We start from the raw sequence: 26306 nt of genomic DNA, 5'->3' as shown, positions 1-26306 counted from the left end.
TTCCGGAGCATCGTCATGAAACATATCCCGGCCTGTGCCGAACACGGCACGGCAGGTGCATTCGCGTTGCCGCACCCCGACGAGCGGCTGCGTGTCGGCGTGCGACTGCCCGTACCCGATGCGCTGCGCCACGCGGTGCCGGCGTCGTATGCCGCACAGGCGACCGTCGATGCGGGGCGTGCACAGGTGCGCGCGATTCTCGAACGGCGCGATGCGCGCCGGATTGTCGTCGTCGGTCCGTGCTCGATCCACGATCCGGCGGCCGCGCTCGACTACGCGCGTCGCCTCGCCGGTCTGGCATACGCGGTGCGCGACGCGCTGTGCGTCGTGATGCGCGTCTATTTCGAGAAGCCGCGAACGACGGTCGGCTGGAAAGGGCTGATCAACGATCCGGGGCTCGACGGCAGTCATCGCGTCGCGGAGGGGCTGCACACCGCGCGCCGGCTGCTCGTCGACATCAACGCATTGGGGCTGCCGGTCGCGACGGAAGTGCTGGACGTGGCGACGCCGCACTACCTGTCCGATCTGGTGAGCTGGGCCGCGATCGGGGCCCGCACGACCGAGTCGCAGATTCATCGCGAGATGGCGTCGGGCCTCGCGTTGCCGGTCGGTTTCAAGAACGGCACGGACGGCCAGGTCGACATCGCGGCGCACGCGATGCTGGCCAGCATGCGGCCGCACACGTTCATCGGCATCGACGGCGCCGGCCACCCGGCGTTGCTGCACAGCGCCGGCAATCCGCACGCGCACCTCGTGCTGCGCGGCGGCCGTCACGGGCCGAACTACGATGCCGCGTCGGTGGCCGCCGCGGTCGAGACGCTGCGCGCCCAGCGCCTGACGCCGAACCTGCTGATCGACTGCTCGCATGCGAACTGCGGCAAGCAGGCCGTGCAGCAACTGGCGGTGCTGGACGATGTCGTCGGGCAGATCGGCGCGGGCAGCGAAGCGATCCGCGGGGTGATGCTCGAAAGCTTCATCGAGGACGGCGCGCAGCCGCTGGGTACTGCGTTGCGCTACGGCTGCTCGATTACCGATCCGTGCATCGGCTGGGAGGCGACCGTGGACGCGCTGGTGCGCGCCCGTCGCCGGCTGACTGGCAATGGTGCCGATCTTCACTGATGCGCGACGTTTTACTTTCTTTCATCGGAACACCTTATGTCGACGACTTCCGCTGACTCCCTGCCCACGCCGGCCGATGCCGGCGTGTCCTTCCTGCCGTTGCTGCTCGCGAACTTCGCGATGGTAGCCGGCACCTATGCATTCGTGACGGTTGCCGGTCCGATGGCGAGGCGCATGCATCTCGCGCCGCTGCACATCGGCGCAATCATCGGCATCGTCGGGCTTGTCTGGATGATCGCCGCGCCGCGCTGGGGGCGCGCGGCGGACACCCGCGGCCGGTTGTCGTCGATGCGTGCGGCAATTGGCGGCTTCGTCGCGAGTTCGCTGCTGCTGGCCGCCTATGTCGGCTGGGCGTTGCGCGCCGGCGGCAGCGCGGTGCCGCCGGTGTGGGCCGGTTTTGTCGCGCTGCTCGTCACGCGCGCCGCGATGGGGGGATGTTATGCAGGGCTGCCCGTTGCCGCCATGGCGTGGATCGCCGACCGGACGCCGGCCACGGGGCGCGCGGCCGCGATCGCGCGATTCGGCGCGGCGGGTGCGATCGGGATGGTGCTCGCGCCGCCGCTTGCGGGCTGGCTGGCCGGGTTCGACATGACGTTCGCACTGGCCGTTTTCGCGCTGCTGCCGCTCGCCGGGCTGATGGGGTTGCGCCGGCTGCGCGACGATGGCGTGCATGCAATGCGGCAGGCGCCGCCCCGGCTGAAGCCGACCGATCGACGCTTGCGCTTGCCGTGGTGCAGCGCGTTCGCGCTGTACAGCGCGGTGATGATCGCGAACAGCGTGCTGGGTTTCTACGTGATCGACAGGCTGCACGTGCGGGCGAGCGATGCGTCGATGGTGGTCGGCTATGCGCTCGGCAGTGCAGGTGTCGGGCTGATCGCGACACAGTCGCTGGTCGGCCGCTGGCGCTCGGTCGCGCCGCTTCAATGGTTGCGCTGGGGTGCGCTGGCGGGCGGCGCAGGGTTCGTATCGGCGCTGGCGGCGCCGGCCGCCTACCCGTTGCTGCTGTGCGTGAGCTACTTCGTCGCGGCGTGCGGGATGGGTGCTGCGTTTCCGGCGGTTGCGGCGCTGGCGAGCACGCGTGTCGACGCGCACGAGCAGGCCGCGTGCGCGGGGGCGATGTCGATGGCGCAAGGGCTCAGCATGGTGGTCGCGCCGCTGGCCGGCACGATGCTGTACGAACTGCATCCGGCGCTGCCGTTCGCGTCGATCGGCGCGGTGCTCGCGGCCGTATTCATCGCGGCCTGGGGGGCGGGGCGCAGCGCGCCGGCGGGGTAATCGTTATCGCGCGCGCCGTGCGAATCCGCCGCCTACTCGATCGGCAGCGGGCATGTGCCGACCGGCCGCAAGCGCGTACCGGTCCACTCATAGAAGTGCCGGGCCGCCTTCGCGTTGCCGTCGTCGCAATCGTCGTTGAAGCAGCCCGCGACGATCAGCAGCGTACTGCCCGGCCGGAAATCGACGCGCTCCTCGTCGTTGCCCATCACGCCTGCGATGGCCTGTACGCCGGGCATCGTGTACGTCGCGCCCGTGTACTTGTCGACGATCGCGAAATTCCGGCAATCCGTTCCGCAACCCCAGGTCGCGACACGATAGTGGCCGGCAAAATTGGCCGGTTGCGTGAATTCGTCGCGAATGACGGTGCGGTAGAGGCGCGCTTCCTTGCTGGTCAGGCGTGGCGCTGCGGCCGGCTTGCGCGGCGCGCTTGCGGCGGGTGCCGGGTAGCGGTCGAACGATGGCGACGGGCATGCAGCGGCCGCCGCGGCCGTGGCCGCGCCGGCGGTGCCGGTGCCGCAACACAGCGCGGCCGATGCGCCGGCGATCAGCAGAAATCGATGGGCAAGCGTCACGCGAGCATCCTTCATGTTCGGGATTGAGATCGGGCCGGAGGGTCCGAACGGTCGGCGACGACGATTCTATGACGCTTCGCGTGCGCAGGCGACCCGGGCGGGCGATCGCGCGCGGGTGCAAAACCGGCGTTTCCGCACACGGCTCGCCGTCAAGCTTTGTCAAATTGTGGCGATATCACGATGCCTGACGTTTCAGGCCGCATGCGAAGGCTGTCATGTACGGGTTGATTGAGTATCCTTGGATTCGATTCGCGGTACTCACGCAGTCACAACCGGGAGGCTTCACATGAATGCACGTCTATACCGCGCGACCGTTGCCGGCGCGCTGATCGGATTGCTCGCGCCGTTTTCGGTGGCGCATGCGCAGCTTGGCGATGTCCTGAAGCAGGTCGGCGGCGGTGGCGATTCAGGCAGCAGCGCGGGCGGTGCGCTTGGCAACCTCGGCGGCATCGGCGGCGCATTGACGGGTGGCGGCGGTTCGTCGCTGATGCCGGGCAGCACCGGCAACGTCGCGGGCCTGCTGCAGTTCTGCATCCAGAACAACTATCTCGGCGGGGCGTCCGGCGGTGCGTCGTCGGTGAAGGACGCGCTGATGGGCAAGCTCGGCGGCAACGCGTCGTCCGACAGCGGCTATAGCAGCGGCGCGAGCGGGATCCTCGACGCCGGCAACGGCAGCAAGCTCGACCTGAGCGGCGGCGGCCTGAAGCAGCAGGTGACCAAGCAGATCTGCGACAAGGTGCTGACGCAGGCGAAGTCGCTGCTGTAGGCGCGCAGCGCGGTTCGGGGTGCGGTGCGCGACGTACCGCACCCGTCAGCCTTTCAGGCGGTCACATTCCCATCAACGAAGGGATCGCGGGATGCGCGGTACCGCGCCCCGCATCCCGTCTTGATCGTCAATCGGCCAGCCGCTTGTCGGCGAGCGCCTTGCAGCAGTCTTCGTAGACCCATTGCACGAGTTTCGCCCGATAGTCGAGATCGTCGGTATCGACGATTTCCTCGACCGCGTCGCGCGCCCACGATGCATCGACGAACCCGGCGTGCCGCTTGGCGATGTCCTGCGCGAGCGCCGCGAGCTTGGCGAGCACGAGCCAGTCGGCCTGGCGGTGATGGCGGTCGAGCCAGCGATGCGCGGCCTGGACCTGGAACGTGGCGTCCGGCCACGATTCGTTGAGGTAAAACGCGCCGAGATTGCCGCAGGTGAGCCAGCAAAGCAGCTCCAGGCGGTCTTGCGAGCCGAGGGTATGGGGTGCGTCGGACATGGCAGCGCTCACGAAATACGTCGATTCCGGGCGGCGCCGGTTGCAATAGGCCGGTGCCGATAATAAAAACATAGCACGATGCGGGCCCGGCCGCGCACCCGGGCGGATGCTGACATGGCGGTGGCGAAACGGATGCCATGCCGGCGCGGATGGCCGACCGCGGAGTGAGGGAGCGGCGGGAATGGAAAGTACGGGAGCGTGAGGAACAACGCGGGGAGACGCGGCCGGAAAGCGACCGGAAAGCGGCCGCTTGCGCCGCGCAGCGGGCCCGTTGCCGGGCCCGCCGCAGCCCGGCGCGCGGGCTGGCGGATGAACGGGATCAGGTCGTCGTGTGCGTGGCGCGCGCGATCGAGCGGATGCTGCGCTCGACGCGGATCAGGATGATCAGCACCGCGAGCGACACGAACGAATACAGCGCGACGAGCGCGGCGACGCCGGCGTAGCGCGCGGTCTGGCCGTTCTCGGCAGCGGTTTCTTCCGCGGCCTTCTTCTCGTTGTCGATCGCGGTCCGGCGTGCGTCGTAGCGCTCGGAGAAGTCGCGCATGACCGCCGACACGACATCGGTGTACGCCTGCTCGCGCGCATATTCGTCGCCGTGCCCGGTGACCTTCTTCTTGACGCTGGCCGCGACGTCCGCGCGCGACAGCACCTTGTCGAGATACGCGATCTGCTGCTCGTAGTACGCGACCTCCGGATGGTCGTCGTCGCCGAGCACGCGCTGGAACGACGGCTCGTATGCGTCGCGATCGACCGCGTAGTCCGGCGACAGGGCCGCCCGGCCGTGCTTCTGCACGATGCCCGACAGTTGCGTTGACAGGCGCAGCGCGGGCGACGCGTTGTCGTCCTTGGCTGCCGTGCCGTCGGCGGCCGGCGCGGCCTTGGCGGGTGCATTTTTCTCCCACGCGAACGATGCAGGATCGACCTGGATGGCCGAATCGACCTTCGGCGGTTTCGACAGGCGCGCATCGAGTGCGATCGCGCCGAATATGACCCCGCCGATCAGGACTGCGGTCGCGAACAACAGCACGATCACGCGCAGTACCTGAAGATAGCCGCCCTCGATTTTGGTCAGGATGCTCAAGGCATTCTCCTTTCTTATGATGAATGAGGCGCCGAGGCTAAAGACCTTTCCAAAGGCTGTCAATCGTCACACCGGCCGACCGAAACGCTCGCTAGAATGTCGGCTTTCCTGGAGGCGGAAAACGATGAAAACCTACGACCAGTTCTATATCGACGGCGCATGGCGCAAACCGGCCGGCACCGGCACGATCGACGTGATCGACTCGGGCACCGAAGCCGTGATCGGCCGGATTCCGGAAGGCGTCGCGTCCGACGCGCAGGACGCGATCCGCGCGGCGCGCGCAGCCTTCGACGCGTGGGCGGCCACGCCGGCCGCGACGCGCGCGGGCTACCTGCGCAAGATCGTCGAGCATCTGCAGGCGCGCAGCGAGGAGCTCGCGCAGTCGATCACCGGCGAAGTCGGGATGCCGATCAAGCTGTCACGCGCGATCCAGGTCGGCGGCCCGATCTACAACTGGAAGGCGTACGCGAAGCTCGCCGAGTCGTTCGAGTTTGAGGCACAGGTCGGCAACTCGCTCGTCGTGCGCGAGCCGGTCGGCGTCGTCGCGGCGATCACGCCGTGGAACTACCCGCTCAACCAGGTGACGCTGAAGGTCGCACCGGCGCTCGCGGCCGGCTGCACGGTCGTCCTGAAGCCGTCCGAAGTCGCGCCGCTCAACGCGTTCATCCTTGCCGAAGCGATTCACGAAGCCGGGCTGCCGGCCGGCGTGTTCAACCTCGTGTGCGGCTACGGCCCGGTGGTCGGCGAGGTGCTGGCGACCGATCCGGACGTCGACATGGTGTCGTTTACGGGCTCGACGCGCGCCGGCAAGCGCGTGGCCGAGCTGGCGGCCGCGGGCGTCAAACGCGTCGCGCTCGAGCTGGGCGGCAAGTCGGCATCGGTGATCCTCGACGATGCCGATTTCTCGACGGCGGTGAAGGGCACGGTCAACGCGTGCTACCTGAACGCGGGGCAGACCTGCTCGGCGCATACGCGCATGCTGGTGCCGGAAGCGCGCTACGACGAAGCGCGCGAGATTGCGAAGGCGGCGGCCGAAACCTACGTTGCCGGCGATCCGCGGCAGGATGCGACGCGCCTTGGCGCGCTTGCATCCGCCGTGCAGCAGCAGCGTGTGCAGGACTACATCCAGCGCGGGATCGACGAAGGCGCGGAACTCGTGACGGGCGGCACGGGCCTGCCGGAAGGGCTTGCGAAGGGCTTCTTCGTGAAGCCGACCGTGTTCGGCCGCGTCGATCCGAAATCGACGATCGCGCAGGAGGAAATCTTCGGGCCGGTGCTGTCGATCATCACGTATCGCGATGAAGACGAGGCCGTGCGGATCGCGAACGATTCGCCATACGGGCTTGGCGGCGCGGTGTGGGCCGGCAGCGACGAACGCGCGATGGGCATCGCGCGCCGTATCCGCACCGGGCAGGTCGACATCAACGGCGGCACGTGGAACGGCGCCGCGCCGTTCGGCGGCTACAAGCAGTCGGGGCACGGCCGCGAGAACGGCGTGTACGGGCTCGAAGAATATCTCGAGTACAAGTCGATGCAGCTCAAGCCCGCGAAGCCGGCCTGAGCGCTTCGCACGACCCGAACCGGAAACGGCACGCTCGCGTGCCGTTTTTTTATTGACGGTCGTCAAGGTGCGCGGCGGTGGATCGTCGATCATCGCGGTTCCGATGTTCCGACGAGGTATCAGATGACCGTACGCACTTCCTTTCCGCCGCTGACTCTCCGCGGCCGCACCTTGCTGCCTGTCGTGCAGGGCGGCATGGGTGTCGGCATCTCCGCGCACCGGCTGGCGGGCAGCGTCGCGCGCGAAGGCGCGGTCGGCACGATCGCGAGCATCGACCTGCGTCACCATCATGCGGACCTGCTCGCGCGTTGCCGGGCGCAACCCGATCGCGCGACGCTCGAGGCCGCGAACCGCGAGGCGCTCGCGCGCGAGATCCGCCTCGCGAAGACCTACAGCGAAGGGCGCGGGATGATCGCGGTCAACGTGATGAAGGCCGTGAGCGCGCATGCGGACTACGTGCGGGTCGCATGCGACGAGGGCGCGGATGCGATCGTGATGGGCGCGGGCCTGCCGCTCGACCTGCCCGATCTCACGCAAGGACACGATATCGCGCTGATCCCGATCCTGTCGGACAGCCGCGGGATCGCGCTCGTGCTGAAGAAGTGGATGAAGAAGGGGCGCCTGCCCGACGCGATCGTGATCGAGCACCCGGCGCATGCGGGCGGCCATCTCGGCGTCACGCAGATCGACGACATGCACGACCGTCGCTTCGATTTCGCACGCGTGCTGGACGAGGCCGCACAGGTGATGGCGTCGCTCGGCCTCGCGCGCGAAACGATCCCGCTGATCGTTGCGGGCGGGATCAACAGTCACGACACGGTGCGTGCGGCGCTCGAGGCCGGCGCGAACGGCGTGCAGGTCGGCACGCCGTTCGCGGTGACGGAAGAGGGCGATGCGCATCCGCACTTCAAACGGGTGCTGGCCGACGCGACACCCGACGACATCGTCGAATTCGTCAGCGTGACGGGGCTGCCCGCACGCGCGGTGAAAACGCCGTGGCTCGATCGTTACCTGCGCAACGAGACGCGCATCCGCAACAAGCTCGGCGCGCTGAAGCAGCGCTGCCCGACCACGCTCGAATGCCTGAGCGTATGCGGCTTGCGCGACGGCATCGAGAAGTTCGGCCATTTCTGCATCGACACACGGCTGGCGGCGGCGCTGCGCGGCGACGTCGCGAACGGGCTGTTCTTCCGCGGCCGTGAGGCGTTGCCGTTCGGCCGTGCGATCCGCAGCGTGCGCGATCTGCTCGACCTGCTGCTGACGGGCTGTGCGACCGAACCTGCGGCAAACCGTCCCACGTTTACGCTGGCTTGACGGATATCAAGACGATGAAAAGACCCTACAGGGAGAATGGAAACCATTCTTCGGGGGTCCGTACCATGCATAAAACGATTCGAACTTGTGTCACCGCTGCCGCCGTTGCGGCCAGTTTCGTCGCGCTGCCTTCGCTGTCGCACGCGGCTTCGCCGGGTGACGGTATCAACCAGGGCGACGTCCTGGTCCGGCTGCGCGCGATCAGCATCCAGCCGAACGAACGCGCGAGCGACACGCTGGGCGCGCTCAACGTCGGCGTGAACAACGCGATCGTGCCCGAGCTCGACTTCACGTACATGATCCGCGATTACCTCGGCGTCGAACTGATTCTCGGCACGTCGCGGCATCAGCTGACGTCGAGCCTCGGCAATCTCGGCGGCGTGGGCGTGCTGCCGCCGACGCTGCTGCTGCAGTATCACTTCAACCATGCCGGCAAGGTGCGTCCGTACGTCGGTGCCGGCGTGAACTACACGTACTTCTACAACAACGGGCTCAACGTCGGCGGGGAGGGCGTGTCGATCAACAAGAGCAGCTTCGGCCCCGCGCTGCAGTTCGGCGTGGACGTGCAGGTGACGAAGAAGGTCTTCATGAACGTCGACGTGAAGAAGATATGGATGAGCACCGATGCGACGCTCGGCGACAAGGGCATCGGCACGCTGCACATCGATCCGCTGATCGTCGGCGTGGGCGTCGGGATGAAGTTCTAGACGCGGCGGGAAAAGAACAGAAACAGAACAGAGTTGGGGTTGGCGGCATGTCGGTCGGCATGCCGCTTTTTTTATGCGCGGCGGGTTTACAGCTTGTCGTACTGGAAGCGCATCGCGGTGCCTTCGCGCTGGATGCGCTCCCATACCGCGCGCTTTTCGTCGTCGCTCAGGAACACCCAGTTCGACACTTCGGCCGCCGTGCGGCCGCAGCCCTTGCAGATTTCGTCGAAGAGGGTCGAGCACACGCCGATGCAGGGGCTGTCGGGCAGGTCGTGGAGATTGGAGGCCATCGGAGGGGTTCGCGCAGTTGAATCGTCAGGCCGTCATTTTAATGCATCGGCGCCGGACGGTCCGACGGGGCTTCCGGCATGCTGTACCGGCGTGCCGTCGTGACAGTACGGCCGCGCGATCGATGGCGCTGCGGCCAACGGCGGGCCGGCGCCGGCGACCGCAGCAGGTGCGCGAGACGTGTCGCGGGTTCGCCGGTGATACCGCAGCCTGCACTGCTGCCCGGCAGGCGACCCGCCCGCCGCACGAACGTCGTTTCGCGGCCGCTTGTTTTTCCGGTGGACAGCCGCCGATTACCCGATAGAATTTCCTCCGGAATATCCTGCCGAACAGGCCGCCAGACAGGCGGGCGGCGGGAATTTGTTCCGTTTGCGCGACACCGTCATGATTTTTTTGTGACGGGGCGCGAATGATGGTAGTTTTCGGGGTTTTCGAGGGGCGGCGTGCCAGAATGCGCCGCCATGACGAGGCAGACGGCAGCCGGGCGACGTGTCCGGTCGGAGGGAGAACGGGATGAAAGCAAAGGTAGTGGGCCGGTTCGCAGCGCTCGCGCTGTGCGTGGGTGCATCGGCGGCAGCGGCGAAGGATACGCAGCTCAATGTCTATAACTGGTCGGACTACATTGCGAAGGACACGATCCCGAACTTCGAGAAGCAGTCGGGCGTCAAGGTCCGCTACGACAACTACGACAGCGACGACACGCTGCAGGCGAAGCTGCTGACGGGCAGCTCGGGCTACGACATCGTCGTGCCGACCAGCAACTACGCGGGCAAGCAGATCGCCGCCGGCATCTTCGCGCCGCTCGACAAGTCGAAGCTGCCGAACCTCAAGTATCTCGATCCGCAACTGATGGCGCTCGTCGCCGGCGCGGATCCGGGCAACAAGTTCGCGGTGCCCTGGGCATACGGCACGACCGGTCTCGCCTACAACCTGACGAAGGCGCAGCAGGCGCTCGGCAAGGTGCCGCTCGACAACTGGGACATCCTGTTCAAGCCGGAAAACATCTCGAAGCTGAAGACCTGTGGCGTGTCGGTGCTCGACGCGCCCGACCAGATGTTTGCGGCGGCGCTGCACTACATCGGCAAGGATCCGATGAGCACGAACCCGGCCGACTACAAGGCCGCGATGGAAGTGCTGAAGAAGATCCGCCCGTACATCACGCAATTCAACTCGTCGGGCTACATCAACGACCTGGTCGGCGGCGACATCTGCTTCGCGTTCGGCTGGTCGGGCGACGTCGTGATCGCGAAGCATCGTGCGATGGAAGCGAAGAAGCCGTACAAGGTCGAGTACTACATTCCGAAGGGCGGCGCGCCGGTGTGGTTCGACGTGATGGCGATCCCGAAGGACGCGAAGAACAAGGATGCCGCGCTGCAGTGGATCAACTACATCGAGGATCCGAAGGTGCACGCGGCGATCACGAACGCGGTGTATTACCCGAGCGCCAACGCCGAGGCCCGCAAGTACGTGCGGCCCGACGTCGCGAACGATCCGGCCGTCTATCCGCCGGCCGACGTCGTGAAGACGCTGTTCCTGCTCAAGCCGCTGCCGCCTGAAATCCAGCGTCTGCAGACGCGTCTGTGGACCGAGCTGAAGTCGGGCCGCTGACGCGAGCCGGCATTCCCAGCAGTCATGAAGCCCCTGGTGCCCCCGGGGGCTTTGTTCGTTCAACGCAGGAGAGAAGCAGCACATCATGAATAGCCAGTCGGGTGCGCCGGTCGTGGGCGCGCCGTCCTCCGTTTCCTCCTCCGGCGCCGATGCGCGCGCCGAGAACTTTGTCCAGATCGTCGACGTCGTCAAGAAATTCGGCGACACCGAAGCCGTGCGCAGCGTCAACCTGACCGTGCGCCAGGGCGAGCTGTTCGCGCTGCTCGGCAGCTCGGGCTGCGGCAAGTCGACCTTGCTGCGGATGCTCGCGGGCCTCGAGACGGTCACGTCGGGCAAGATCCTGATCGACGGCGAGGACCTCGCGCAGATGCCGCCGTACAAGCGGCCCGTGAACATGATGTTCCAGTCGTATGCGCTGTTCCCGCACATGTCGGTCGAGTCGAACGTCGCGTTCGGCCTCAAGCAGGAAGGCACGCCGAAGGCCGAGCTGAAGGAACGCGTGGCCACGGCGCTCGAACTCGTGCAGATGAGCAAGTATGCGAAGCGCAAGCCGCACCAGCTGTCGGGCGGCCAGCAGCAACGCGTCGCGCTTGCGCGCTCGCTGGTCAAGCGGCCGAAGCTCCTGCTGCTCGACGAGCCGATGTCCGCGCTCGACAAGCAGATCCGCCAGCGCACGCAGATCGAGCTCGTCAACATCCTGAACAAGGTCGGCGTCACCTGCATCATGGTCACGCACGACCAGGAAGAGGCGATGACGATGGCCAATCGCCTCGCGGTGATGAGCGAAGGGCAGATCGTGCAGATCGGCTCGCCGAACGAAGTGTACGAATATCCGAACAGTCGCTTCTCGGCCGAATTCATCGGCTCGACGAACCTGTTCGAAGGCTTGACCGTCGAGGACGAACCCGACCACGTGTACATCGAATCGCCGGAACTGCCGAGCCGGCTGTACGTGAGCCACGGGATCTCGGGCCCGCTCGGGATGCCGGTCACGGTGTCGGTGCGCCCCGAGCGGATCGCGCTCACGCGCAAGCCGCCCGAAGGCGCGTTCAACTGGGCGCGCGGCCGGATCAGCAACGTCGCGTACATGGGCGGCTACTCGCTGTACCACGTGAAGCTCGACGGCGGCAAGACGGTGATCGCGAACGTGTCGAGCCTCGCGATTTCGGAGCTTGAAACGCCGGCGCTCGGCGACGAGATCTACGTGCGCTGGAGTGCGACCGCGGGTGTGGTGCTGACGTCATGACCACGTTCAAGTCCCTGCTCGAGTGGCCGGTGCGGCGCTTCAACCTGACGGGCGCCACGGCGGTCGTCGCCGGGCCGTTCACTTGGCTCGTGCTGTTCTTCCTCGTGCCGTTCGTGCTGGTCGTCAAGATCAGTTTCGCGGAGCTGCAGCTCGGCATCCCGCCGTACACGGAGCTTGCGTCGTATACCGACGGCGTCGTGCACGTCGCGCTGAACCTGTCGCACTACGCGTTCCTGTTCACGGACAGCCTGTATTTCGCCACCTACGTGAATTCGGTATGGGTGGCCGCGATCACGACGCTGCTGTGCCTGCTGATCGGCTATCCGATGGCGTACTACATCGCGCGCTCGAACCCGGCGACCCGCAACCTGCTGATGATGGGCGTGATGCTGCCGTTCTGGACGTCGTTCCTGATTCGCGTGTACGCGTGGATCGGCATCCTGAAGAACAACGGGCTGCTGAACAATTTCCTGATGTGGATCGGCCTGACGCATACGCCGATCGAGCTGTATCGCACCAACTACGCGGTGTACATCGGGATGGTGTATTCGTACCTGCCGTTCCTCGTGATGCCGCTGTATGCGCACCTGGTGAAGATGGACCTGCGTCTGCTCGAAGCCGCTTACGACCTCGGTGCGAAGCCGTGGAAGGCGTTCGTGCAGATCACGCTGCCGCTGTCGAAGAACGGGATCATCGCGGGCTGCCTGCTCGTATTCATCCCGGCGGTGGGCGAGTACGTGATTCCGGAACTGCTCGGCGGCGCGAACACGCTGATGATCGGCCGCGTGATGTGGAATGAGTTCTTCAACAACGCAGACTGGCCGATGGCATCGGCCGTGACCTGCGCGATGGTGCTGCTGCTGCTCGTGCCGATGGCGATGTTCCAGCACTTCCAGGCGAAGGAGCAGGGAGGCCGTCGATGAAGCCGAATCGTTACCTGCAGTTCGCGGCGCTGTTTGCCGGCTTCGCGTTCCTGTACATCCCGATCATCAGCCTGATCGTCTATTCGTTCAACGAGTCGAAGCTCGTCACCGTGTGGTCGGGGTTTTCGTTCCGCTGGTACTCGGCGCTCGTCGAGGACGACGAACTGCTGACGGCCGCGTGGCTGTCGCTGAAGATCGGCGTGCTGACCGCGTTCGCGTCGGTGTTCATCGGCACGTGGGCCGGTTTCGTGCTCGCGCGGATGGGGCGCTTTCGCGGTTTCGCGCTGTTCAGCGGGATGATCAACGCGCCGCTCGTGATTCCCGAGGTGATCCAGGGGATCTCGCTTCTGCTGCTGTTCATCGAACTGGCGAAGTGGATCGGCTGGCCGGCGGAGCGTGGCGTGTTCACGATCTGGCTCGGTCACGTGATGCTCTGCATCTCGTACGTCGCGATCATCGTGCAGTCGCGCGTGCGCGAGCTGAACCCGTCGCTGGAGGAAGCCGCGCTCGATCTCGGCGCGACGCCGCTGAAGGTGTTCTTCACGATCACGCTGCCGCTGATCTCGCAGGCACTGATCGCGGGCTGGCTGCTGTCGTTCACGCTGTCGATCGACGACCTCGTGCTGTCGGCGTTCCTGTCGGGCCCCGGCTCGACGACGTTGCCGCTCGTGGTGTTCTCGCGTGTGCGCCTCGGGCTGAACCCGGAGATGAATGCGCTCGCGACGCTGTTCATCGTCGCGGTGACGGCCGGCGTCGTGATCGCGAACTTCGTGATGCTGCGCCAGGAACGCAAGCGGATGGCGGGGTTCGCGACCTGATGCTCGAATGGCGTCTGCCATGAGAAGCGCCCGGTGCCGACGACGAGTCGGACCGGGCGTTTTGTTTGGCGAGACGGATCGCGGCGGTACCGGGCAAATTAGGGGAAGCGGCGCTGTGTTGCCGGCGTCCGCTACGGGAGACGCGAATTGAAGATTTCAGAATGGCTTGGCGCGAGCCTGACTGCCGCGATCGTGGCAGGCTTGCTCATCGGTTTTTTGTCCGTCAAGGATTTCGGCGGTGTTTCGATCGTTTTTGCCGTTGCGGCTTTCGCGGTTGCATTTCCCGTGGCAATGCTGCTTTCGTATCCGGTCTATTGGGTAAGCACGCTGCTTCCTCGGAAGGCGGTGTTGCCGATGCTGGTCATCGTGGGCGGCGTGGCTGGATTGAGCGTTCTTGCGGTGCTGACGAAGGCAGCATGGTCGAACATCGCAAGGCACGGCGAAATGGCCATGCTGTACGCGGCAATCGGAACGATGTGCGCGGTTTCGGCGCTGGGGTATCTCGAGCGATCCAGAATTGCCGGCAGGCTGCGCAAATGGCTCGAATGACGGCCACACAGCGTCTGTTTCGACGATGACGGGCCGTCGCTCTGTTGGCCGGTGGTGCCCGCAATGAAAAACGCCCGGTGCCGACGAAGAGTCGGGCCGGGCGTTTTGCTTGGCGGTGCTGCGCGTCGATCGGCGCCGGTCAGTACGCGAAACTCTTGCCGGGCGTCGTCCAGACTGCCGTGGCCGCCGTGCACGGCTGAAGGCTCAACGCGCCGCCGGCGGCAGGCACCAGGCAGCGGCCCGTCGGCTGCGACACGAGCTGTGCCGAACCCGGCCCCGTGCCGGCTTTCACGAGCCATTGCTGATCCGTCGCGCCTGCCACGCAGGTACGCAGCAGCGTGCCGTTGGCCTGCGCGGTGAGGCAGTAGCTGTACTTGGTCTGCAGCGTGCCATCGCCCGCGACGACCCACAGTTGCGGATTGAAGTGCGTGCCGCCGGACGTGCGCACCGACGCGCGGGTCGGGCATGCGGCGAGTGCGGCGGGACTGCCGTCGCTCAGGCCGCTGGTCGCCGTCAGGCACGCGCCGCTCGCCTTCACGAGGCCGGCCGCCGACTGCCGCGGGCCGCCGTTCAACGTGGCGACGCCGTTCTCCTCCGAGGCGTTCGCATCACTGGCGGGACACGACTTGTTGACCGTGACCGACGGTGCCGGGACCGTCACGGCATTGCCGATCGAATCGTAAGCGCGGATGCTGAACTGCGCGTCCGTATATGCGACCGACGCACAGCTCGTCCGGCTCGAATTCCAGTCGAAATATTCGACCCACTGGCTGATCGAGCTGACGGGCACCTGCGTCTGTTTGTTGCCGACGTAGATGCTGCCGATGTCGAAGCTGTCGCCGGTCGAGCCGGGTGTCACGTCGGTGACGTTGCTCTTGAACCAGCCGGGGCCCTGGCTCGTATCCGGCGTGATGCGGAATCGGTATGTGTGACCCGCAATCCACTGGTAGCGGTAGCGGCATTGCGCGCCCGCGCTGCCGTCCGTCGCCGAGCCGCTGACCGTGCAATAGCTGCCCGCGCCGATGCCGGCGCTCGCCGGGGTGCCGGGTTTCGCGGCGGTGGCGCCCCACAGGCTGAACAGGAATTGCTTGCCGACGCCTTCGCTTGCCGATACCAGTTCGGTCGACTGCAGGCCGGTGTAGCCGTTCAACGAATTGATCTGGTTCGACCAGAACACATTCGAGTTCGGGCCGGGATCCGTCTTTGGCGTGATGAACAGGTCGAGCGTGCCGACGCTGCGCACCGTCGACGGAAACCACGTGTTGCTGTAGAGGCCCGGCGTCGAACCGAGGAAGCCGGACAGCGTCGGTGCCGTGGCGGCGGATAGCGTTGCGAGCCCCGCGGCCGTGTCGGCCGCGATCGTGAAGCCGCGCGCACCCGCCGGCGGCAGCGACGCGACGGGCGGTACGTCGAGCGTGAAGCCGAGCGTGCAGGCGCCGCCGGCCGGCACCGTCATGCCCGACAGGGCGACGCGCGACGCACCGTCGTCGGCGAGCGTGCCGCCGCAGGTACTGGTGAGGCCGTTCGCGCTGAAGCCGGCGGGCATCCCGACGAAGAGCCCGGCGGCCGCGGGCGCGGTTCCGGTGTTGGCGAGCTTGAGCGTGGCCTTGTCGGTTCCGCCGACCGACGGCGACAGCGTGGCGAGCGTCAGCGCGGCGGTGTAGGCAGGGGTGGCGAACGTGGTGAGCGGTGCAAACAGCAGCGTGGCAATCGCCGCGCATCCTCGTGTGCTGATGGCCATAACAGGAATCCTTACTAGTTGTTAGATTCGATACCCGTCGCGACGGCGACGCGACACGAATCTAGCACGGGACTCCCGGCGGATCATGAAGATTTCGGAACGGCGGCTCATCGTGATCCGGGCGCCGGCTCGTTGCCCGCGCCCGGTCGTGTGCCGGCTCACGCGCCGAACGCCGCCTTGGCCAGCAGGCCGAGCGCGACGCACACGAGCACGGCCGCGAACCCGGCCTGCACGTGCCGCGCGGCGAGGTGGCGCGACGCGCCGCGGCCGGCGGCCATGCCTAGCGCGGTCGCGATGGTGAACCACAGCGTGACGTCGAGCGGTGCGCGCGTGCCCGACACGAGCGTCGCGAACACGCCGCCGGTGCCGACGAGTGCGATCACCATCAGCGACGTCGCGACGACGCCATGCATCGACACGTTCGTGAACTTGCGCAGCATCGGCACGATCACGAAGCCGCCGCCGACGCCGAGCAGCCCCGTCATCAGGCCCGTCATCGCGCCGGTCGACGCCAGCGCGACGCCGACCGGCCAGGACCACACGAGCCGGCCCGTATCGGGATTCACGCGGCCGACGCACAGCGGCGACGCGTCGGCGTCGACAGGCGCGTGCCGCAGCGCCTGCCGCAACAGGCGGCCGGCGACGACCAGCATCGTCAACGCGAACAGAGCGAGCAGCAGGCGCTGCGGCAGGAGATGCGCGAGCCGCACGCCGAGCGTGGTCAGCGGCACGCCGGCCACGGCCATCAGCAGTGCCGCGCGATAGCGCACGAGCCCGCGGCGGAAACCTTCGAGCGCGCCGAGCGCGGCGCTGCCGGCCACCGCGACGAGCGCGACGGGCGTGGCCTGCTGCATCGGCCAGCTCATCCCGACGACGAGCGCAGGCACCGCGAGGATGCCGCCGCCGGCGCCGGTCAGGCCGAGCACGGCGCCGACGAAGCCGCCCAGTACGAGAGAAATCAGCATGACGTCATCGCGCTCCGGTCAACGTGCGACGGCGGGTTTCGCGAGCCATTCGCGGCCCTTGAGCATCGCCTTCCAGTAGAGCGGCGGCAGCACGCGTTCCTTGAGCAGCCACGCGAGCCGCGACGGGCGCTTGCCGTCGATCAGCCACGCGGGGAAGGTCGGCGCGACCTTGCCGCCGTACAGGAATTCGGCGAGCACGATCTTGCCGCGCTCGACGGTAAGCGGGCACGAGCCGTAGCCGTCGTATGCGGCGTCGCCGTGTGCGCGGCCGAGCGATGCGAGCAGGTTGTGCGCGACGACGGGCGCCTGCTTGCGGGCGGCCGCGGCAGTTTTCGCATTGGTCGTGTTGGTGGCGTCGCCGAGCGCATAGATGTCCGGAAACTGCCGGTGCCGCAGCGTTGCCGGATCGACGTCGATCCAGCCGGCCGCATCGGCGAGCGGGCTCGAACGCACGAAATCGGGCGCCTTCTGCGGCGGCACGACGTGGATCATGTCGAACGCACGCACGACGGTTTCCTTGCCGCCGTCGGGCAGCGCGCGCGCGAAGGTCGCGCGGCGCGCGGGCCCGTCGATCGACACGAGGTTGTGGCCGAACGACAGCGCGATGTCGTAGCTTTTCACGTACTCCATCAGCGCAGGGACGTAGTCGGCGACGCCGAACAGCGCGCCGCCCGCATTCAGGAACTCGACGTTCGCGGCCTCGAGGCGCCCCGCGCGCCGCCAGTGGTCGCACGACAGGTACATCGCTTTCTGCGGTGCACCTGCGCACTTGATCGGCATCGGCGGCTGCGTGAAGAGTGCGTTGCCGCCGCGGAACGCGCGCACGAGCTCCCACGTGTACGGCGCGAGGTCGTAGCGGTAGTTGGACGTGACGCCGTTGCGGCCGAGCGTGTCGGCGAGGCCTTCGATCGCGTGCCAGTCGAGCTTGAGCCCCGGGCACACGACGAGCTTGCGATAACCGATGCGGCGGCAGCCGTCGAGCACGACCGTGTGCGCGTCGGGCTCGAAGCCCGCGACGGCGGCCTGGATCCGCTGCACGCCGCGCGGCAGCACGTCGGTCATCCGGCGTGCGGTGGTTTCCGGCCGGAACACGCCCGCGCCGACCATCGTCCAGCCCGGCTGGTAGTAGTGGACGTCGGCCGGATCGATCACCGCGATGTCGAGCGACGCGTCGCGCGCGAGCAGGCTCGACGCGACCGCGATGCCGGCCGCGCCCGCGCCGACGATCACGATGTCGTGCCGCGCGTCGACAGCCGGTGCTGCTTGCTTGCCGCCTTGCACGACACGGGAGGCGAGCGCGCGCAGGTCGTAGCCGGCCGCGGCGGCCGTCGCGACGATGTCGTCCAGCGGGCGCAGGCCGGCTTGCGACAACGCCCACAGCGTGGCCGAACGCGTGCCGCTGCGGCAGTACGCGAGCACCGCGCCGTCGAGCGACGCGACGAGTGCGCCGAACTGCGCGGCCTGGTCGTCGGTCACCTTGCCGGTATCGACCGGCAGGTAATGCACGTCGATGCCGAGCGGCGCGGCGGCCGCGCGGATTTCGGTGACGGTCGGCTGGTCGGGGCCTTCGCCGTCGGGGCGGTTGCAGATGATCGCGCGGATGCCGGCCGCGTGAAGCGCGGGCAGGTCGGCCGCCGCGATCTGCGGCGAGACCGACAGCGCGTCGGTCAGCTTGCGGATGGAGGTCATGTCGGGGGTCTCGGTTGGGGCGCCGACGCTCAGATCGCGTCGAGCGGGATCTTCAGGTAGCGCACGCCGTTGTTTTCGGGCTCAGGCAGGTGGCCGGCGCGCATGTTGACCTGCACGGACGGCAGCATCAGCACGGGCATCGCGAGCGTGGCGTCGCGCGCGGTGCGCATCGCGACGAAATCGTCCTCGGTCACGCCGTCCTTCACGTGCACGTTCGCGCGTCGCTGCTCGGCCACGGTCGTCACGAACTGCACGTCGCGGCCGCCGGGCTGGTAGTCGTGGCACAGGTACAGGCGCGTGTCGGGCGGCAGGCCGAGCACGCGCTCGATCGAGCGGTACAGCGTGCGCGCGTCGCCGCCCGGGAAGTCGCAGCGGGCCGTGCCGTAGTCGGGCATGAACAGCGTGTCGCCGACGAATGCCGCGCGCTGCGTCGCATCGTCGACGCAATAGGTCATGCACGCGGGCGTGTGGCCCGGCGTATGCAGCGCGCGGATCGTCAGCGCGCCGAGCGCGAGCGTGTCGCCGTCGTCGAGCAGCCGGTCGAACTGGCGGCCGTCCTGTGCGAAACCGGGGCCTGCGTTGAACAGCGTGCCGAACACGTGCTGCACGCGGCGCACGTGCGAACCGATCGCGATCCGGCCGCCGACGTGTTCCTTCAGGTACGGCGCGGCCGACAGGTGGTCGGCGTGCACGTGGGTTTCCAGCAGCCAGTGCACGTCCGCGCCGAGTTCGGCGACGCGGGCGATCAGCCGGTCGGCGCTGGCCGTGTGCGTGCGGCCGGATTTCGGGTCGTAGTCGAGCACGCTGTCGATCAGCGCGCACGCGCGGCTCGCGGTATCTAGCAGGAGATAGCTGACGGTGTGGGTCGCCGGGTCGAAAAAGCCTTCGACCGACAGCGTGGTGGCATGGCTCACGGGGGTGTCCTCGATCGGGTTCTGCATCTGCAATCGGGATCTGTAACTCAAGAAGCGTGCCAGCGTGCAGCGCGGCGCCGGCCGATCTGCCAAGGACTTGATTCGGCTCGGGTTTTCGGTGCGGTCGCAGCGATGCGCGGGCGTCGGCGGCCCCCGGCTGCTGCCGCAGACTGCCACATCTGGCAGTGTCGTGGCAGAATTGGCAGTCTGCCTGGCAGTTCGTCAGCAACCCTTCACCGAGCGTCCGCATGAATCCGCACGACACCATCCCGATCGTCCCCGCGCCGCGTCGCGACGTCATGCCCGACGTGCGCGCGCTCGTCGCGTATCTCGAGCAGGACCCGCAGCCGATGATCGTCGTCGATCCCGATTACCGCATCCTCGCGGCGAACGATGCGTACCGGCGCCAGTTCGGCGTCGCGGGCGTCGAGCACGTGGGTCGGCACTGTTTCCAGGTCTCGCATCACTACGACGTGCCGTGCGACCAGGCCGGCGAGCATTGCCCGATGAAGCAGGCGCTCGAATCGCGCGGGCTGAACCGCGTGCTGCACATCCATCACACGCCGCGCGGCCCCGAGCATGTCGACGTCGAATTGCGGCCGATCTTCGATGCGCACGGCAACGTGATTGCGTATGTCGAGCGGCTGACGACGGTGCGCAGCGCGTCCGCGCAGCCGAGTGCGGAAGGGCTCGTCGGCGGCGCCGACGCATTCAATGCGGCGCTCGGCGCACTGCAGCGCGTCGCGCCGTCGATGCTGCCGGTGCTGCTGCTCGGCGAATCGGGCACCGGCAAGGAACTGTTCGCCCGCGCGCTGCACGAGGCGAGCGATCGGGCGATGGGGCCGTTCGTCGTCGTCGATTGCTCGGGGATCGCCGAGTCGCTGTTCGAGAGCGAGCTGTTCGGTTACGAGAAGGGCGCGTTCACGGGCGCGAACCAGCGCAAGCCGGGCCTCGTCGAGACCGCGCAGGGCGGCACGCTGTTTCTCGACGAGATCGGCGACGTGCCGCTGCCGATGCAGGTGAAGCTGCTGCGGCTGATCGAGTCGGGCACGTTCCGCCGCGTCGGCGGCGTCGAGGCGCTGCGTGCGGATTTCCGGCTGGTCGCGGCGACGCACAAGCCGCTGCGCGAGATGATCGACGACGGCCGGTTCCGGCAGGATCTCTACTACCGGATCAACGCGTTTCCGATTCCGTTGCCGGCGTTGCGCGACCGGCACGGGGACGTCGCGCTGCTGGCCGAATCGATCCTGCGGCGGATCGCGAACGCGCGTGCCAGCGCGGGCGACGCGGGCGCACGGCCATTCGCGGCCCGGCCGTTCGGACTGACCGAACGCGCGCGCGCGTGTCTCGATGCGTATGCGTGGCCGGGCAATATCCGCGAGCTGCGCAACGTGCTCGAACGCGCGTGCCTGTTCGCGGACGACGGGACGATCCGGGTCGAGCATCTGCCGGCCGAGCTGGTCGCCGCATCGGCGGCGCCGCAGGATCGTACGGCCGATGCGCGCGGCGTGTCGGACGCTGAGCTCGTGCGCATCGCGCGCACGTTCGACGGCACGCGCAAGGCGCTCGCCGAGCAGGTCGGGATGAGCGAGCGGACGTTGTACCGGCGGATGAGGGCGCTCGGGCTCGGGGCGCGCGAGCGCTGAACGGGCGTGCGGCGTGCGGCTGGCAGCGGCGGGTGGCTTTGTCGATAATGGCGCGTTCGATCCTGCCTCCACCTCGCCGATGAAACGACGCTTCCTTTCGCCTTGCCTGTTTCTTGCCACCACTGCGCTGTGCAACCTCGCGCAGGCCGCCACCGAATACACCTGGACCGATGCGGCCGGCGCGCATGCGGTGACGCTCGTACGCACCGCGTCCGGCGACGACCTCGAGCTCAAGGTTGCCGCGACGCTCGACGGCCGGCCTGACTGGACCGTGCGCGACTATGTGAAGGCATGCCCGGTCGACGTGATTCTCGATGTCGTGCCCGCGTCGATCGAAATGCGCGACCTGCTCGGCAACGGCCGCAAGCAGTTCCTGTTTGCGTACAAGATCGGCTGCCGCGGCGACGTCAGCGCTGACCAGGTCAAGTACTTCCTGATCGACCAGGGCACGAAGTACGTGCTGCGCGGCGAGGAAACCGTCACGGTCAACGGCAAGTTCATGGACGGCGGCGCGGCGCCCGTGCCGAATGCAGACCTGAAAGCCCAACCCGCGTTTCTGCGCTACATGATGAAGCATTGGCACGGGATCAGCGCGCAAGACTATCGATAGGCGCGCGCCCGGCGACACGCGATGGTGCGCGCGACACGCGCCTGTCGAGGCGGGTTGAGCATGTCATGCGATAAGAAATCATGAGACTACGACAATTAATTATCGTTTCACGATAATTAATTGTCGTACAATCGACGCACGTTCATTCCCCGTCGAGGACTTCGCATGCATTCCGATCGCATTGCTCGTATCAGCCAGCAGATGGCCACCGTCACGCTGTGGTTCATCGTCGCCATGCTGGTGCTCAACGCCGCGTGCTGGGCGTTCCCGTCACTGAACGCGGCTTCCGGGCCCGGCCTCGTATTCGGCCTCACCGATTCGGTGATCTCGAACCTGCGCGTGGATGTCGCCGCATTCCCGTGGTGGCAGAAGGCGGTCGGCATCCTGCTGTCGAGCGTGCCGCTGATCGCGCTCGCGAACGGCCTGCGTCATCTGCGTGCCCTGTTTCGCACCTACGCGCGGCGCGACTATTTCTCCGCGCAAGCGGCCGGCCATCTCGGCAAGACGGGCCGTGCGATCGGGATGTGGGTGGTGCTGAGCCTGCTGTGCGAACCGCTTCTGAGCGTGTGGGCGACGCTGCGCGAACCGGTCGGCCATCGCGTGATCACCATCGGTTTCAGCCTGCCGTACGTGGTCGCGCTGTTCACCGCGGCCTGCATCGCGGTCATCGCGCACATCCTCCGGCAGGCGAGCGAACTCGATGCCGAACATCGGCAGTTCGTCTGAGGCGCGCCATGTCGATCGTGGTCAAGCTCGATGTGATGCTCGCGACGCGCAAGGTCCGCTCGAAGGATCTCGCGGCAGCGGTCGGCATCACCGAACAGAATCTGTCGCTGCTCAAGCAAGGGAAGGTCAAGGGCATTCGTTTCGCGACGCTCGAGGCGATCTGCCGCTATCTCGACTGCCAGCCCGGCGACCTGCTCGCGTTCAGCGATGACGGTGTCGGCGAGCCGGACTGACACATCGCCACCGCGACGTGCCGAGGCGGCGGGGCGGCGCCGGTCGCGCATCGTCGCGCTGGCCGTCGCCGCCTCCGTATCGCTTCACCTGCTCGGATGGTTCGTGCTGCAACGGGCGTCGACGGTGGCCGGCCCGAAAGCCGGGGCGCGGCCCCGGGTAGCACTGCGCGTCGAGTTGATTCCCGCGCGGCCGGTGCCCGTGGCCAGCGCGCATGGCGCCGGGCGAATCGGGCCAGCCGCGGGTGGGCGCGTTGCCGAGGGGGCCGAGCCGTCGACGAAACGATCCGCCGCGGTTGCAGCGTCGCGCATGACGACGCGGTCGTCTTCGGATGCAGCAGGCGTTGCGCATCGGCAAGGCGAAACACCTGCCGCCGCAATCGCGGGCCGACGCGAACTCCGTCCCGAGACCGCACCAGGCCCCGCTCTCGACTGGCGCCGCGACCTGGACGCGATCGGTTCGCGGCCTGCGGCGGCGCGCAGCCCGGCGCAGGCGGCGGTCGGGGCATTGGGCGCGTCGTCCGGCGGCATGGCCGCGCGTCGTGACACCGTCGATGCGAGGCTGGCCGACGGCGTGTCGGAGGCCCGTCGCACCGACTGCCGGCAAGCGTATTCGCGTGCGGGCCTGCTGGCATTGCCGATGCTCGCACTGGATGCGGTGCGCGACGCGGGCTGCAAATGGTGAAACGGGCGGCACGCGGGAAACCCGCCTGCCGCCCGCACCTTCATGCGCTCAACGCGTTCAGCGCGCAGGCGCAAGCTGCGCCATCGCCTCCCGCACGAAGCCGATCAGCGTATCGTCGACCCACGTATCCCGCGTCAGTGCAGGCTCGTTCATCATCGCCTCGCGGAATTTCGCATGCGTGGCCGGATCGGTGCCGGCATAGCTGCAGAACAGCTCGAGCCAGCGCTGCGCGAGCGCGCGGCCTTCCGGCGAAGCAGGTCGGATGCCCGCATCGATCGCGTCGCGCACGTCGCCCATCAGTTGCGGCCACTCCATCGCGTGCTCGCCGTAGTGCGCCCGCATGAAGCGGATCTCGTCCGGTGCGAGATACTTCTCGAAGATCCGCATCTTGGTTTCCGACGACGCGCGCAGCACATAGTCGCGCAGCGCGGTCGAAATGCCGATCTTCGACTGCATCGCCGGTTCGTGCTGGTGCATCAGGTTCAGCTTCGCCAGCAGTCGCGGGTCGTTGTTCGTGTCGCGCACGAGCATCATCATCCAGCGACCGGCGAGCGCACGGGTGCGTTCGTCTTCGGCGGGTATGCCCGCGTCGTGCAGCGCGCGAACTTCGTCGATGAGCGCAATCCATTCGGCGTCGCCCGCCTGGCTTTTCTGGTACATCGGCAGGCGCGCGAGTTCTTCCTCGGAAAAATATTTGTCGTACACGGTCATCAACTCCAGTGTGGTGAGCCAATCGGCCAGCTCCGGCTCCGTGCCTGCAGCGAGCTGCGCGTGCAGGCTCACGAGCCGCTCGCGCAGCTGCGCGGTTTGCGCGAGCTGACGGTCGAGCAGCGCGATCTGCTTCGCGACGAGATCGACGAGCGGGGTGTCGGGCTGGTTCAGGTGGTCGCCGATTTCGGTGAGCGACAGGCCGAAGCGACGCAACGCCTGGATCTGGTGGAGCCGGGCGATGTCGTGGCGGTCGTACAGCCGGTAGCCGTTGTCGGCGCGCGCCGAAGGCGTCAGCAGACCGATCGCGTGATAGTGATGAAGCGTGCGGACGGTCAGCCCGCTGCGTTTCGCCAGCTCTCCCACTTTCAGTCGCATTCGTTCCTCCGTTCGGTACGCACACTGGAGTCTCGAACGTTACGCTACGTGAGGGTCAAGCGGAAGATCGGGAAACGGGTGCGCGGGGGATTCCGCGCGCACCCGATGGCACGGCCGGCTTATTGCGGTGAAGGCGGGGTGTGGGCGATGTCGGCGGTGGCGGCGCGTGCTTGCTGGCCGGTTGCGCCGTCGCTGCCTGCGTTGCCGGGCTTGCCGGACTTATCGGCCTTGTCGACTGGCGGCGTGCCCATCGCCTGGTAAAGCCGCGCGGTATCCGCGAACCGTGCGCCGGTCGCGCGGATCTCGTCGAGCCGCGCATTGCGGTACTGCAGCTCGCTGGCGCGCGCGGCCGACGGCGGCAGCGCGCCGAGCCGCACGCGCGCCGCCGCGTCGTCGTATGCGCCGCGCGCGGAAAGCGCGGCACGCGACGACGCATCGAGTGCTTCCGCATCGTGTTCGAGCGCCGCGAGCGAATCCGCGACGTTCTGGAACGCGCCGAGCACGGCCTGCTTGTACTGGTCGACGGCGGCCTCGTAAGTCGCCTTCGCCGCGCGGCGCTGCGCGAGCAGCGCGCCGCCGTGGAAGATCGGCTGGCTCAGCGACGCGCCGACGTTCCAGATCGCGCCGGCGCCCGACAGCATCGTCGGCCAGCTGAAGCCGCCTTGTCCCATCGCCGCCGACAGCGACAGCTGCGGGAACATCTGCGCGGTCGCGAGGCCCACCTCGGCCGCGGCGGCCTTCAGCCCCGCGTCGGCCGCCTGGATGTCCGGGCGGCTTTGCAGCAGGTCCGACGGCACGACGACGGGCACCTGCTCGGGCAGGTGCAGATCGGCGAGCGTGAGATCGGCCGGCGGCCGGTCGGGCGTGCGGCCGACCAGCACGGCAAGCGCATGGCGTGCCGAGTCGCGCTGCTGGCGCAGCGCGGGCAGGCTTGCCGCGAACGTGTCGGCGCTTTGCCGCGCGTTCAGCGCGTCGCTGCGCGAGGCGGAACCGAGTGCGTAGCGGCGTTCGGCATCGTGGGCCTGATCGTTGGCGAGCGCGACGAGCCGCTCGGTCGTGTTGATCTGCGCATTCAGCACCGACACCGTGATCGACGCGGTGACGATGTTCGCGGCCAGCGCGCGCCGTGCGGATTCGAGCTGGAACGCGCTGACGTCCACGCGTCGCGCCAGCGCGCGGTTCGCGAAGCGCGACGCGCCGAACAGGTCGATCGTGTAGCTCGCCTGCAGCTGGCCGACGAACGTGTCGTACAGCAGCGTCGGCGCGCCGAGCGCGGGAATCGGCACGCCGAGCGCACGCTGGCGCGTGGCCTGGCCGCCCGCGTCGATCGACGGCAGCATCGAGCTGCCGATCTGCCCGCGCAACTGTTCGCGCGCGGCATCGAGCGAATGCGATGCCGCGCCGAGTGTCGGGCTGTTGCGCAGCCCTTCGTCGACGAGCGCGTTCAGCGCATCGGAGCGGTACTGTTTCCACCAGTCGGGCACCGGCTGCGCGCCGACCTCGAACTGCTGCGCGACGCCTTGCGCGGATACGGTCTGCTGGACTTGCGGCGTGGTGCCGTAGTGCGCGGGCGACGGCATCGCGGGCGGCTCGCCGCTCGGCGCGAACCAGGAACAGCCCGCGAGCGGGCCGGCGAGGCTCGCCACGGCGAGTGCCCGCACGGCTTTGGTTTTCAGGTTCATCGATCGATCCAT

General features: G+C 67.7%; 26 protein-coding genes. 16 read left to right on the top strand and 10 right to left on the bottom strand.

Going from position 1 to position 26306, the window contains the following annotated elements; genetic code table 11:
• Nucleotides 1-15: 15 nt before the first annotated feature.
• Both HAV18_RS33855 and HAV18_RS33850 read left to right on the top strand, forming a co-directional pair.
• Nucleotides 16-1119, top strand: coding sequence for a 3-deoxy-7-phosphoheptulonate synthase (locus HAV18_RS33855; protein ID WP_166964624.1), 1104 nt, complete (start codon nucleotides 16-18; stop codon nucleotides 1117-1119).
• Nucleotides 1120-1155: 36 nt separating this feature from the next.
• Nucleotides 1156-2394, top strand: coding sequence for an MFS transporter (locus HAV18_RS33850; protein ID WP_166964623.1), 1239 nt, complete (start codon nucleotides 1156-1158; stop codon nucleotides 2392-2394).
• A 32-nt stretch (nucleotides 2395-2426) separates the two neighbouring features.
• Here the strand turns inward: HAV18_RS33850 and HAV18_RS33845 are convergent, their stop codons facing one another.
• A complete protein-coding gene (locus HAV18_RS33845) occupies nucleotides 2427-2966 on the bottom strand; it encodes a hypothetical protein (RefSeq protein WP_166964622.1) in 540 nt (179 codons plus the stop codon).
• Between the two features lie 286 nt (nucleotides 2967-3252).
• Between HAV18_RS33845 and HAV18_RS33840 the strand changes: the two genes are divergently transcribed.
• Nucleotides 3253-3732: a DUF2501 domain-containing protein gene (locus tag HAV18_RS33840; protein WP_166964621.1), complete on the top strand. Its 480-nt coding sequence runs from the start codon at nucleotides 3253-3255 to the stop codon at nucleotides 3730-3732.
• A 127-nt stretch (nucleotides 3733-3859) separates the two neighbouring features.
• On the opposite strand, the gene HAV18_RS33835 is transcribed toward HAV18_RS33840, so the two are convergent.
• Complete coding sequence (locus HAV18_RS33835; RefSeq protein WP_166964620.1) at nucleotides 3860-4225, bottom strand: hypothetical protein; 366 nt, start codon at nucleotides 4223-4225, stop codon at nucleotides 3860-3862.
• Between the two features lie 319 nt (nucleotides 4226-4544).
• Nucleotides 4545-5306, bottom strand: coding sequence for a hypothetical protein (locus tag HAV18_RS33830; protein WP_166964619.1), 762 nt, complete (start codon nucleotides 5304-5306; stop codon nucleotides 4545-4547).
• A gap of 124 nt (nucleotides 5307-5430) precedes the next feature.
• Here HAV18_RS33830 and HAV18_RS33825 point away from each other — a divergent pair, with 124 nt between their 5' ends.
• The 3 genes from HAV18_RS33825 to HAV18_RS33815 all read left to right on the top strand — a co-directional run bounded on the left by HAV18_RS33825 (nucleotide 5431) and on the right by HAV18_RS33815 (nucleotide 8888).
• Nucleotides 5431-6867 carry an aldehyde dehydrogenase family protein gene (locus tag HAV18_RS33825; RefSeq protein ID WP_166964618.1) on the top strand — a complete coding sequence of 479 codons (1437 nt, stop codon included), beginning with the start codon at nucleotides 5431-5433 and terminating at the stop codon, nucleotides 6865-6867.
• 123 nt (nucleotides 6868-6990) lie between these two features.
• Nucleotides 6991-8181, top strand: a complete 1191-nt coding sequence (locus HAV18_RS33820) for a nitronate monooxygenase family protein (protein WP_166964616.1) — start codon at nucleotides 6991-6993, stop codon at nucleotides 8179-8181.
• A gap of 65 nt (nucleotides 8182-8246) precedes the next feature.
• Entirely contained in the window at nucleotides 8247-8888 is a 642-nt protein-coding gene (locus HAV18_RS33815) for an OmpW family protein (RefSeq protein ID WP_166964614.1), read from the top strand.
• A gap of 86 nt (nucleotides 8889-8974) precedes the next feature.
• On the opposite strand, the gene HAV18_RS33810 is transcribed toward HAV18_RS33815, so the two are convergent.
• The gene (locus tag HAV18_RS33810) at nucleotides 8975-9178 is read right to left on the bottom strand and encodes a DUF1289 domain-containing protein (RefSeq protein ID WP_166964612.1); all 204 of its coding nucleotides are present in this window, start codon (nucleotides 9176-9178) and stop codon (nucleotides 8975-8977) included.
• Between the two features lie 511 nt (nucleotides 9179-9689).
• Here HAV18_RS33810 and HAV18_RS33805 point away from each other — a divergent pair.
• The 5 genes from HAV18_RS33805 to HAV18_RS33785 all read left to right on the top strand — a co-directional run bounded on the left by HAV18_RS33805 (nucleotide 9690) and on the right by HAV18_RS33785 (nucleotide 14320).
• A complete protein-coding gene (locus HAV18_RS33805) occupies nucleotides 9690-10784 on the top strand; it encodes a polyamine ABC transporter substrate-binding protein (protein WP_166964610.1) in 1095 nt (364 codons plus the stop codon).
• Between the two features lie 85 nt (nucleotides 10785-10869).
• Entirely contained in the window at nucleotides 10870-12030 is a 1161-nt protein-coding gene (locus tag HAV18_RS33800; RefSeq protein WP_166964608.1) for an ABC transporter ATP-binding protein, read from the top strand.
• Nucleotides 12027-12953, top strand: a complete 927-nt coding sequence (locus tag HAV18_RS33795; RefSeq protein WP_011352199.1) for an ABC transporter permease subunit — start codon at nucleotides 12027-12029, stop codon at nucleotides 12951-12953. Before HAV18_RS33800 ends, HAV18_RS33795 begins: the two co-directional genes overlap by 4 nt.
• Complete coding sequence (locus tag HAV18_RS33790; RefSeq protein WP_166964606.1) at nucleotides 12950-13771, top strand: ABC transporter permease subunit; 822 nt, start codon at nucleotides 12950-12952, stop codon at nucleotides 13769-13771. The genes HAV18_RS33795 and HAV18_RS33790 overlap by 4 nt, the downstream gene beginning before the upstream one ends.
• Nucleotides 13772-13918: 147 nt before the next feature.
• A complete protein-coding gene (locus tag HAV18_RS33785; RefSeq protein ID WP_166964604.1) occupies nucleotides 13919-14320 on the top strand; it encodes a hypothetical protein in 402 nt (133 codons plus the stop codon).
• Between the two features lie 139 nt (nucleotides 14321-14459).
• Here the strand turns inward: HAV18_RS33785 and HAV18_RS33780 are convergent, their stop codons facing one another.
• The 4 genes from HAV18_RS33780 to HAV18_RS33765 all read right to left on the bottom strand — a co-directional run bounded on the left by HAV18_RS33780 (nucleotide 14460) and on the right by HAV18_RS33765 (nucleotide 19656).
• Nucleotides 14460-16061: a DUF3472 domain-containing protein gene (locus HAV18_RS33780; protein ID WP_166964602.1), complete on the bottom strand. Its 1602-nt coding sequence runs from the start codon at nucleotides 16059-16061 to the stop codon at nucleotides 14460-14462.
• 158 nt (nucleotides 16062-16219) lie between these two features.
• The gene (locus HAV18_RS33775; RefSeq protein ID WP_166964600.1) at nucleotides 16220-17026 is read right to left on the bottom strand and encodes a sulfite exporter TauE/SafE family protein; all 807 of its coding nucleotides are present in this window, start codon (nucleotides 17024-17026) and stop codon (nucleotides 16220-16222) included.
• 18 nt (nucleotides 17027-17044) lie between these two features.
• On the bottom strand, nucleotides 17045-18715 hold the full coding sequence (locus tag HAV18_RS33770) for a bifunctional protein tyrosine phosphatase family protein/NAD(P)/FAD-dependent oxidoreductase (RefSeq protein WP_166964598.1): 1671 nt from the start codon (nucleotides 18713-18715) through the stop codon (nucleotides 17045-17047).
• A 29-nt stretch (nucleotides 18716-18744) separates the two neighbouring features.
• Nucleotides 18745-19656, bottom strand: coding sequence for an MBL fold metallo-hydrolase (locus HAV18_RS33765; RefSeq protein ID WP_208102224.1), 912 nt, complete (start codon nucleotides 19654-19656; stop codon nucleotides 18745-18747).
• A gap of 221 nt (nucleotides 19657-19877) precedes the next feature.
• On the opposite strand from HAV18_RS33765, the gene HAV18_RS33760 reads away from it, so the two are divergent.
• The 5 genes from HAV18_RS33760 (at nucleotide 19878) to HAV18_RS33740 (ending at nucleotide 23526) form a co-directional block, all read left to right on the top strand.
• Nucleotides 19878-21275 (top strand): sigma-54-dependent Fis family transcriptional regulator, encoded by a 1398-nt coding sequence (locus tag HAV18_RS33760; protein WP_166964596.1) that lies wholly within the window; start codon nucleotides 19878-19880, stop codon nucleotides 21273-21275.
• 79 nt (nucleotides 21276-21354) lie between these two features.
• Nucleotides 21355-21885 (top strand): M949_RS01915 family surface polysaccharide biosynthesis protein, encoded by a 531-nt coding sequence (locus tag HAV18_RS33755; protein WP_166964594.1) that lies wholly within the window; start codon nucleotides 21355-21357, stop codon nucleotides 21883-21885.
• 165 nt (nucleotides 21886-22050) lie between these two features.
• Nucleotides 22051-22611, top strand: coding sequence for a DUF2975 domain-containing protein (locus HAV18_RS33750; protein ID WP_166964592.1), 561 nt, complete (start codon nucleotides 22051-22053; stop codon nucleotides 22609-22611).
• Nucleotides 22612-22619: 8 nt separating this feature from the next.
• Nucleotides 22620-22844, top strand: a complete 225-nt coding sequence (locus HAV18_RS33745; protein ID WP_027787308.1) for a helix-turn-helix transcriptional regulator — start codon at nucleotides 22620-22622, stop codon at nucleotides 22842-22844.
• Nucleotides 22819-23526: a hypothetical protein gene (locus HAV18_RS33740; protein WP_166964590.1), complete on the top strand. Its 708-nt coding sequence runs from the start codon at nucleotides 22819-22821 to the stop codon at nucleotides 23524-23526. The genes HAV18_RS33745 and HAV18_RS33740 overlap by 26 nt, the downstream gene beginning before the upstream one ends.
• A 57-nt stretch (nucleotides 23527-23583) precedes the next feature.
• On the opposite strand, the gene HAV18_RS33735 is transcribed toward HAV18_RS33740, so the two are convergent.
• Complete coding sequence (locus tag HAV18_RS33735; protein WP_166964588.1) at nucleotides 23584-24612, bottom strand: MerR family transcriptional regulator; 1029 nt, start codon at nucleotides 24610-24612, stop codon at nucleotides 23584-23586.
• A gap of 119 nt (nucleotides 24613-24731) precedes the next feature.
• Nucleotides 24732-26306: an efflux transporter outer membrane subunit gene (locus HAV18_RS33730; protein ID WP_166964586.1), complete on the bottom strand. Its 1575-nt coding sequence runs from the start codon at nucleotides 26304-26306 to the stop codon at nucleotides 24732-24734.

This window comes from Burkholderia sp. D-99, from assembly GCF_011605345.1.
Taxonomy (GTDB): domain Bacteria; phylum Pseudomonadota; class Gammaproteobacteria; order Burkholderiales; family Burkholderiaceae; genus Burkholderia.
This window is presented reverse-complemented; position numbering and strand designations above follow the sequence as displayed.

Bases quoted from the DNA above. Each gene is read 5' to 3' on its own strand.
- HAV18_RS33855 (WP_166964624.1), top strand. From the start codon at position 16: ATGAAACATATCCCGGCCTGTGCCGAACACGGCACGGCAGGTGCATTC.
- HAV18_RS33850 (WP_166964623.1), top strand. From the start codon at position 1,156: ATGTCGACGACTTCCGCTGACTCCCTGCCCACGCCGGCCGATGCCGGC.
- HAV18_RS33840 (WP_166964621.1), top strand. From the start codon at position 3,253: ATGAATGCACGTCTATACCGCGCGACCGTTGCCGGCGCGCTGATCGGA.
- HAV18_RS33835 (WP_166964620.1), bottom strand. From the start codon at position 4,225: ATGTCCGACGCACCCCATACCCTCGGCTCGCAAGACCGCCTGGAGCTG.
- HAV18_RS33825 (WP_166964618.1), top strand. From the start codon at position 5,431: ATGAAAACCTACGACCAGTTCTATATCGACGGCGCATGGCGCAAACCG.
- HAV18_RS33820 (WP_166964616.1), top strand. From the start codon at position 6,991: ATGACCGTACGCACTTCCTTTCCGCCGCTGACTCTCCGCGGCCGCACC.
- HAV18_RS33815 (WP_166964614.1), top strand. From the start codon at position 8,247: ATGCATAAAACGATTCGAACTTGTGTCACCGCTGCCGCCGTTGCGGCC.
- HAV18_RS33810 (WP_166964612.1), bottom strand. From the start codon at position 9,178: ATGGCCTCCAATCTCCACGACCTGCCCGACAGCCCCTGCATCGGCGTG.
- HAV18_RS33805 (WP_166964610.1), top strand. From the start codon at position 9,690: ATGAAAGCAAAGGTAGTGGGCCGGTTCGCAGCGCTCGCGCTGTGCGTG.
- HAV18_RS33800 (WP_166964608.1), top strand. From the start codon at position 10,870: ATGAATAGCCAGTCGGGTGCGCCGGTCGTGGGCGCGCCGTCCTCCGTT.
- HAV18_RS33795 (WP_011352199.1), top strand. From the start codon at position 12,027: ATGACCACGTTCAAGTCCCTGCTCGAGTGGCCGGTGCGGCGCTTCAAC.
- HAV18_RS33790 (WP_166964606.1), top strand. From the start codon at position 12,950: ATGAAGCCGAATCGTTACCTGCAGTTCGCGGCGCTGTTTGCCGGCTTC.
- HAV18_RS33780 (WP_166964602.1), bottom strand. From the start codon at position 16,061: ATGGCCATCAGCACACGAGGATGCGCGGCGATTGCCACGCTGCTGTTT.
- HAV18_RS33775 (WP_166964600.1), bottom strand. From the start codon at position 17,026: ATGCTGATTTCTCTCGTACTGGGCGGCTTCGTCGGCGCCGTGCTCGGC.
- HAV18_RS33770 (WP_166964598.1), bottom strand. From the start codon at position 18,715: ATGACCTCCATCCGCAAGCTGACCGACGCGCTGTCGGTCTCGCCGCAG.
- HAV18_RS33765 (WP_208102224.1), bottom strand. From the start codon at position 19,656: ATGCAGAACCCGATCGAGGACACCCCCGTGAGCCATGCCACCACGCTG.
- HAV18_RS33760 (WP_166964596.1), top strand. From the start codon at position 19,878: ATGAATCCGCACGACACCATCCCGATCGTCCCCGCGCCGCGTCGCGAC.
- HAV18_RS33755 (WP_166964594.1), top strand. From the start codon at position 21,355: ATGAAACGACGCTTCCTTTCGCCTTGCCTGTTTCTTGCCACCACTGCG.
- HAV18_RS33750 (WP_166964592.1), top strand. From the start codon at position 22,051: ATGCATTCCGATCGCATTGCTCGTATCAGCCAGCAGATGGCCACCGTC.
- HAV18_RS33745 (WP_027787308.1), top strand. From the start codon at position 22,620: ATGTCGATCGTGGTCAAGCTCGATGTGATGCTCGCGACGCGCAAGGTC.
- HAV18_RS33740 (WP_166964590.1), top strand. From the start codon at position 22,819: ATGACGGTGTCGGCGAGCCGGACTGACACATCGCCACCGCGACGTGCC.
- HAV18_RS33735 (WP_166964588.1), bottom strand. From the start codon at position 24,612: ATGCGACTGAAAGTGGGAGAGCTGGCGAAACGCAGCGGGCTGACCGTC.
- HAV18_RS33730 (WP_166964586.1), bottom strand. From the start codon at position 26,306: ATGGATCGATCGATGAACCTGAAAACCAAAGCCGTGCGGGCACTCGCC.